We start from the raw sequence: 6,817 nt of genomic DNA, 5'->3' as shown, positions 1-6,817 counted from the left end.
GAGGTCATTGCCTCAGTAAGGATTCCTCCAATTTTATGATTGTTTAGGTAGATATCATTGACCCATTTTATGTCGACATCTATTAAAGTTAGGTTCTTAATGGCTTTGTAGACAGCTCCAGCTACAAGTAGTGTGTAGGACGGTAATTTGTCATAGGGAAGATTTGGTTTGAGATGGAGTGTCATATAAATGCCACCTTGTGGGGAGTAGAAGGAGCGTTGAAAACGGCCTCGGCCAGCTGTTTGATAGGAAGCTAGATAGAGGGTATTTGCTTCATTTCCTAAATCAATTGCTTCTTTTGCATCGAGTTGTGTTGATCTTGTTTCGGGTTTAAAACTGATTTTAATTGGAAGATTTTGTTCTAGAAGTTCTGGAAGAATAAGGTCTCCATTCACCAGTTTATAGCCTTTGTTTTTGATACTATCAATTTCAATGCCTTCTTGTTCTAAACGCTTGATGGCTTTCCAAATTGATGTTCGGCTTAGAGATAGTTCTTCTGCGATTTTTTCTCCGCTGACATAGTCGGTTTCTTTAGCTAGAATTTGGTAGACGGCTTGGTAGGATTTCATAGTGTTTCCTTTCTTTAGGAATTGTAAATGATTTAAATATAGTTCGGATAGTTGGTCAAAACCTTATTATATTACTACTATTTTAACATATACCTAGTCTTTACGGTATGATTTTCTTATAGTAAATCTAGTCATTAAGTTTGAGTTTTGAAATATTAATATTTTTGCTCCCTTTTTTACCTAGTAAACGTTTCCTTTGTTTTCAAATTGCTAAAAAAGTGGTACAATATAGGGTAGCTTACTATTATCTGAATCAACTGATTTGGAGAGAAAGGATTCATTTTGAAATCAATAGGCTTTATTGAAAAGCTGAAAGGGTTGTCTAGTAAAGAGCTGATTTTATTGGGAATTATCCTGAGTATCTTTTTACCCTTTTATCTTTTTGTAGTTGTATTCTGTTTATATATTATCAGTTTAATTTTCACAGGGGACATGAAAAGTATTCTTCAGAAAATGGGGGAGCATCCGATGCTACTTCTTTTTCTTGGCTATAGTACTGTTATATCCGTTTTTGCACAAAATTGGATGGGAGTTGTGGCTTCAGTAGGAATTTTTCTATTTACTGTTTTCTTTTTGCACTATCAGTCGATTTTATCACATAAATTCTTTCGATTGATTTTGCAGCTCGTCTTGTTTGGTAGCGTCTTGTCAGCTGCTTTTGCGAGTTTAGAACATTTCCAAATTGTGAAGAAATTCAACTATGCTTTTCTTTCACCCAATATGCAGGTGTGGCATCAGAATCGTGCAGAAGTGACCTTCTTTAACCCTAATTATTATGGAATTATTTGTTGTTTCTGTATCATGATTGCCTTCTATTTGTTTACAACGACCAAGTTGAATTGGTTGAAAGTATTCTGTGTGATTGCAGGCTTTGTGAATCTCTTTGGTTTGAACTTTACGCAAAATCGAACTGCCTTTCCTGCAATTATCGCTGGAGCCATTATTTATCTCTTTACGACCATTAAAAACTGGAAGGCCTTTTGGCTTAGTATTGGGGTCTTTGCGATTGGCTTGAGCTTCCTCTTTTCTAGTGATTTGGGAGTTCGGATGGGGACTTTAGACTCTTCTATGGAAGAACGAATTTCTATCTGGGATGCTGGGATGGCCTTATTTAAGCAAAATCCTTTTTGGGGTGAGGGGCCATTGACTTACATGCACTCCTATCCTCGGATACATGCTCCTTATCATGAACATGCTCACAGTCTTTATATTGATACGATTCTGAGTTACGGAATTGTGGGGACCATTTTATTAGTTTTGTCTTCTGTGGCTCCTGTTCGCTTGATGATGGATATGAGTCAGGAGTCGGGGAAACGTCCGATTATAGGTCTTTATCTATCTTTCCTTACAGTGGTTGCTGTGCATGGAATCTTTGACTTGGCCCTCTTCTGGATTCAGTCAGGTTTCATTTTCTTGCTAGTTATGTGCAGTATTCCGTTGGAGCATCGAACATTGGTATCGGACATGACGGATTAAGTTTATTAGATTCAAATCTTCTACCTTGGGTGGGAGATTTTTTTTGCTAGGAAAAATTATTTCCAAATCGAAATAGTTGACAGTTGGAACGATGAGTGTTACAATTGTTTTATTCATTTCGATATCGAAATAAATTGGAGGTGTTATGAAAGATAGTCATTTGGTAGCCCATCATATTCGTTTGTTGAATGGGCGGATTTTTCAAAAGTTACTGAGCCAAGACCCTGAAGCTCTTTATCGGAGTGAACAGGGCAAGATTTTAGCGGTTTTATGGAATAGTAAAACTGGCTGTGCAACTGCGACAGACATTGCGCTTGCGACTGGACTTGCTAATAATACTCTGACGACGATGATAAAAAAGCTAGAGGAACAAAATCTTGTAACTATTAGTCCATGTGGAGAAGATAAGCGTAAGAAGTATTTGGTTTTAACAGAGTTGGGGCAGTCTCAGAAAGAAGTGGGGCATCGTGTCAGTCAGAAATTGGATACGATCTTTTACAAAGGATTTTCAGAGGAAGAAATTCGTCAGTTTGAAGCCTTTCAAGAAAGAATTTTGGCTAATCTGAAAGAGGATGAAAATGAGATTTAAAATGGAGCAAATTAGCTGTTTATAAGTAAAGGTCACTTTTGACCTTGTTTTCCAACTCTTAGGACAAGGAAACTATGTGGTTAGCTATGGTCAGAATCAGATTGGTGGAGTTGCCTATGCCCAGTACGATATCTTCCGTCTAGAAAACGGGAAAATTGTGGAGCATTGGGACAATAAGGAAGTCATGCCTAAGGTAGAAGACTTGACCAATCGAGGGAAGTTTTAAATTGAGGATACAGAATGATTGAATACAAAAATGTAGCTTTACGTTACACAGAAAAAGATGTCTTGAGAGATGTTAATTTACGGATTGAGAATGGAGAGTTTATGGTTTTAGTTGGGCCATCTGGGTCCGGTAAGACGACCATGGTCAAGATGATTAACCGTCTCTTGGAACCGACTGATGGAAATATTTTTATGGATGGCAAGCGCATCAAAGACTATGATGAGCGTGAACTTCGTCTTTCTACTGGTTATGTTTTACAGGCTATTGCTCTATTTCCTAATCTAACGGTCGCGGAAAATATTGCCCTGATTCCTGAGATGAAGGGATGGACTAAGGAAGAAATTGCTCAGAAAACAGAAGAGCTTTTGGCTAAGGTTGGTTTACCAGTAGCTGAGTATGGACATCGCTTACCTAGTGAACTATCTGGTGGAGAACAGCAACGGGTTGGTATTGTCCGTGCTATGATTGGTCAGCCTAAGATTCTCCTCATGGATGAACCTTTTTCAGCCTTGGATGCTATTTCTCGCAAACAGTTGCAGGCTCTGACTAAGGAATTGCATAAAGAGTTTGGGATGACAACTATTTTTGTAACCCATGATACGGATGAAGCTTTGAAATTGGCGGACCGTATTGCTGTCTTGCAGGATGGAGAAATTCGCCAGGTAGCGAATCCCGAGACAATTTTAAAAGCGCCTGCAACAGACTTTGTAGCAGACTTGTTTGGAGGTAGTGTTCATGACTAATTTAATTGCAACTTTTCAGGATCGTTTTAGTGATTGGTTGACAGCTCTCTCTCAACATTTGCAGTTGTCACTTTTGACCTTGTTACTAGCTATTTTTATCGCGGTTCCCTTGGCTGTTTATCTTCGCTATCATGAGAAGATGGCGGATTGGGTCTTGCAGATTGCAGGGATTTTTCAGACCATCCCGTCTCTGGCCTTACTGGGACTCTTTATTCCTTTGATGGGAATTGGGACTTTACCGGCATTGACAGCTCTAGTAATCTATGCGATCTTTCCGATTTTGCAAAATACCATCACTGGGCTAAAGGGAATTGATCCGAGTCTACAGGAGGCTGGGATCGCCTTTGGGATGACTAGATGGGAGCGTCTCAAGAAGTTTGAAATTCCGCTTGCCATGCCTGTTATGATGTCTGGGATTCGGACGGCAGCTGTCTTGATTATCGGTACAGCAACCTTGGCGGCCTTGATTGGGGCAGGGGGACTAGGTTCCTTTATCCTTTTGGGAATTGACCGTAATAATGCCAGTCTGATTTTGATTGGGGCACTTTCTGCTGCAGTGCTTGCTATTGCCTTTAACTTCCTACTAAAAGTGATGGAAAAGGCAAAATTGCGGACGATTTTTTCTGGTTTTGCCTTGGTGACAATATTGCTCGGTCTGTCTTATAGCCCAGCCCTCTTAGCTCAAAAAGAGAAAGAAAACTTGGTTATTGCTGGGAAATTGGGACCGGAACCAGAAATTTTGGCCAATATGTATAAGTTGCTGATTGAAGAAAATACCAGCATGACTGCGACTGTTAAACCAAATTTTGGGAAAACAAGCTTTCTTTATGAAGCTTTGAAAAAAGGCGATATTGATATCTATCCTGAATTTACTGGTACGGTGACTGAAAGTTTGCTGCAACCATCACCGAAAGTGAGTCATGAGCCAGAGCAAGTTTATAATGTGGCGCGTGATGGCATTGCCAAACAGGATCATCTATCCTATCTCAAACCCATGTCTTATCAAAATACCTATGCTGTAGCTGTTCCGAAAAAGATTGCTCAGGAATACGGCTTGAAGACCATTTCGGACTTAAAAAAAGTGGAAGGGCAATTGAAGGCAGGCTTTACACTTGAGTTTAATGACCGTGAAGATGGCAATAAGGGCTTGCAGTCAATGTACGGTCTCAATCTCAATGTGGCGACCATGGAGCCAGCCCTTCGCTATCAGGCAATTCAGTCAGGTGATATTCAAATCACGGACGCTTATTCAACCGATGCGGAATTGGCACGTTATGATTTACAGGTATTGGAAGATGACAAGCAACTCTTCCCACCTTATCAAGGGGCTCCACTAATGAAAGAAGCTCTTCTAAAGAAACATCCAGAGTTGGAAACAGTTCTCAATAAATTGGCTGGTAAAATTACTGAAAGCCAGATGAGCCAGCTCAACTACCAAGTCGGTGTTGAAGGCAGGTCAGCAGAACAAGTAGCCAAGGAGTTTCTACAAGAACAAGGTTTGTTGAAGAAATAGCTTGAAAAGCTAAACTCAACTTGGTTAAACGACTATATAGAAGAACGCTCAGACAATGTCGTCTGGGCTTTTTTGATTGTTGAAAAGATGAAAACTCAGTAGCCTAGAAATAAGGCAACTGAGCTCTACTCTGTATTCAATTTTTAGGAATGAGAAGGTCTAGATAAAACTGGACAACTTCCTGGTATGTAAAGTCTTGTCCTTTTTTGAGCCACCAGGTCAATGTCTCGATAAAGTTGGACACGACCAAGTGTTGGAGGTAAGAAGTAGGCAGATTAGTGTGGGCTTCTTTTAACTCATCAGCCAACATGGGATAGACATGGTGTTCTAGCTCTTTATGGAGTTGACGGAGGAAGTAGTCATTTTTGGAAAATAGCAGACTGGTAACATGGTCCTGGTTTTTCTGAAAATGTAAAAAGATATGTGCGAGGTAGTCCTCGGTAGTAAAGTGTCCTTCCCTTTCAAAGAGATGATGAAAGAGGTAGCGACAGAGCTCATCTAAAAGGAGTTCCTTGCTTTCATAGTGACAGTAAAAAGTAGAACGCCCAACATCTGCTAGGTCAATGATATCCTGAACAGTAGTGGCATCATAGCCTTTGTCGTTCAAAAGTTGTAAAAAAGCTTGATAGATGGCTTTTTTCGTCTTGCTGACTCGACGGTCTCTTTTTGGCATGTAGACACTTGAGACAAACTGTTCAGAACTGAACATGGCTGACAGTTTGCTTCTATCCTTTCTTTGAATTTTATTAGATAATACAAATGAAAGAAGTATGTATATACCCATTATACCAAAGGAGGGAGAGAAATGAGTTCTAAAACATCTATCTGGTTAGCTTTTTTCTTAAATTTAAGCTATGCGATTGTTGAGTTTATAGCAGGAGGAATCTTTGGTTCGAGTGCAGTTCTTGCTGATTCCGTTCATGACTTGGGAGATGCTATAGCCATTGGCATCTCAGCCCTTTTAGAAACAATTTCAAACCGTGAAGAAGATAGACAGTACACCTTGGGTTACAAACGTTTTAGTCTTTTAGGAGCCATGCTAACGGCTGTGATTCTTATGATAGGGTCTGTCCTAGTGATCTTGGAAAATGTCACAAAGATTGTTCACCCGCAACCCGTCAATGAGGAAGGCATCCTCTGGCTGGGAATCATTGCAGTAGCCATTAATGTGCTAGCAAGTCTGGTAGTTCGTAAGGGGAAAACAAAGAACGAGTCAATTCTTAGCCTGCATTTTTTGGAAGACACTCTTGGTTGGTTGGCCGTCATTCTAATGGCGATTATTCTTCGATTTACGGACTGGTATATCCTCGATCCGCTTTTATCACTAGTTATTTCTATCTTTATTCTGTCGAAAGCCATTCCTCGCTTTTGGAGCGCACTGAAAATTTTCCTAGATGCTGTGCCAGAAGGAGTCGAGACAAGTGATTTGGAGAAGGATTTAGAGGCTCTACCCAATGTCAACAGTGTCAATCAACTTAGCATTTGGTCCATGGATGGTCTAGAGAATAATGCTATTGTTCACATTTGTATCAAGGACTGGGAACAGATGATGGAAACCAAAGAAGTGGTGCGTCAATGTTTAGAAGAAAGAGGCGTGCAGAATATCACTATTGAAGTAGATAGCAGTCAAAGCAATCATGCGCAACATAAGCGGAGGGTGAGAGAATTAGAGCAGAAGCATGGGCATCATCATTAGAAAAG

Annotated in this window: 7 protein-coding genes and 1 pseudogene (1 of these 8 cut by a window edge); 6 read left to right on the top strand and 2 right to left on the bottom strand. The window is 40.1% G+C overall.

The annotated features are described in order from the left end of the window. Positions 1 to 569 carry the 5' portion of a bifunctional biotin--[acetyl-CoA-carboxylase] ligase/biotin operon repressor BirA gene (gene birA, locus ACLV7W_RS08070; RefSeq protein WP_153209333.1) on the bottom strand. 367 nt of this gene lie to the left of the window's left edge, so the window shows 569 of its 936 coding nt (coding positions 1–569); its start codon is at positions 567 to 569; its stop codon lies beyond the left edge, outside the window. A 282-nt stretch (positions 570 to 851) separates the two neighbouring features. Between birA and ACLV7W_RS08065 the strand changes: the two genes are divergently transcribed. From ACLV7W_RS08065 to ACLV7W_RS08045, 5 genes and pseudogenes are all read left to right on the top strand, one after another. After that, the gene (locus tag ACLV7W_RS08065) at positions 852 to 2,045 is read left to right on the top strand and encodes an O-antigen ligase family protein (RefSeq protein ID WP_045611046.1); all 1,194 of its coding nucleotides are present in this window, start codon (positions 852 to 854) and stop codon (positions 2,043 to 2,045) included. 145 nt (positions 2,046 to 2,190) lie between these two features. Beyond that, positions 2,191 to 2,634, top strand: a complete 444-nt coding sequence (locus ACLV7W_RS08060) for a MarR family winged helix-turn-helix transcriptional regulator (protein WP_000655222.1) — start codon at positions 2,191 to 2,193, stop codon at positions 2,632 to 2,634. Positions 2,635 to 2,665: 31 nt separating this feature from the next. Beyond that, positions 2,666 to 2,860: pseudogene (locus ACLV7W_RS08055) on the top strand (polyketide cyclase); the annotation flags it as partial. Between the two features lie 14 nt (positions 2,861 to 2,874). Continuing rightward, positions 2,875 to 3,603, top strand: coding sequence for an ABC transporter ATP-binding protein (locus ACLV7W_RS08050; RefSeq protein WP_000575242.1), 729 nt, complete (start codon positions 2,875 to 2,877; stop codon positions 3,601 to 3,603). Beyond that, positions 3,596 to 5,116, top strand: a complete 1,521-nt coding sequence (locus ACLV7W_RS08045; RefSeq protein WP_125454890.1) for an ABC transporter permease/substrate-binding protein — start codon at positions 3,596 to 3,598, stop codon at positions 5,114 to 5,116. The genes ACLV7W_RS08050 and ACLV7W_RS08045 overlap by 8 nt, the downstream gene beginning before the upstream one ends. A 136-nt stretch (positions 5,117 to 5,252) precedes the next feature. Here ACLV7W_RS08045 and ACLV7W_RS08040 read toward each other — a convergent pair whose 3' ends face one another. After that, entirely contained in the window at positions 5,253 to 5,789 is a 537-nt protein-coding gene (locus tag ACLV7W_RS08040; RefSeq protein ID WP_004235331.1) for a TetR/AcrR family transcriptional regulator, read from the bottom strand. A gap of 132 nt (positions 5,790 to 5,921) precedes the next feature. On the opposite strand from ACLV7W_RS08040, the gene ACLV7W_RS08035 reads away from it, so the two are divergent. Next, the gene (locus ACLV7W_RS08035) at positions 5,922 to 6,812 is read left to right on the top strand and encodes a cation diffusion facilitator family transporter (RefSeq protein ID WP_000095928.1); all 891 of its coding nucleotides are present in this window, start codon (positions 5,922 to 5,924) and stop codon (positions 6,810 to 6,812) included. The last annotated feature ends 5 nt before the right edge of the window (positions 6,813 to 6,817 follow it).

Source organism: Streptococcus mitis, from assembly GCF_965111735.1.
Taxonomy (GTDB): Bacteria; Bacillota; Bacilli; order Lactobacillales; family Streptococcaceae; genus Streptococcus; species Streptococcus mitis_DR.
Note: the sequence above shows the minus strand (reverse complement) of the source record. Positions and strands in the feature narration are given on the sequence as shown.

Coding starts and splice junctions, on each gene's coding strand:
- ACLV7W_RS08060 (WP_000655222.1), top strand. CDS start 2,191: ATGAAAGATAGTCATTTGGTAGCCCATCATATTCGTTTGTTGAATGGG.
- ACLV7W_RS08050 (WP_000575242.1), top strand. CDS start 2,875: ATGATTGAATACAAAAATGTAGCTTTACGTTACACAGAAAAAGATGTC.
- ACLV7W_RS08045 (WP_125454890.1), top strand. CDS start 3,596: ATGACTAATTTAATTGCAACTTTTCAGGATCGTTTTAGTGATTGGTTG.
- ACLV7W_RS08040 (WP_004235331.1), bottom strand. CDS start 5,789: ATGCCAAAAAGAGACCGTCGAGTCAGCAAGACGAAAAAAGCCATCTAT.
- ACLV7W_RS08035 (WP_000095928.1), top strand. CDS start 5,922: ATGAGTTCTAAAACATCTATCTGGTTAGCTTTTTTCTTAAATTTAAGC.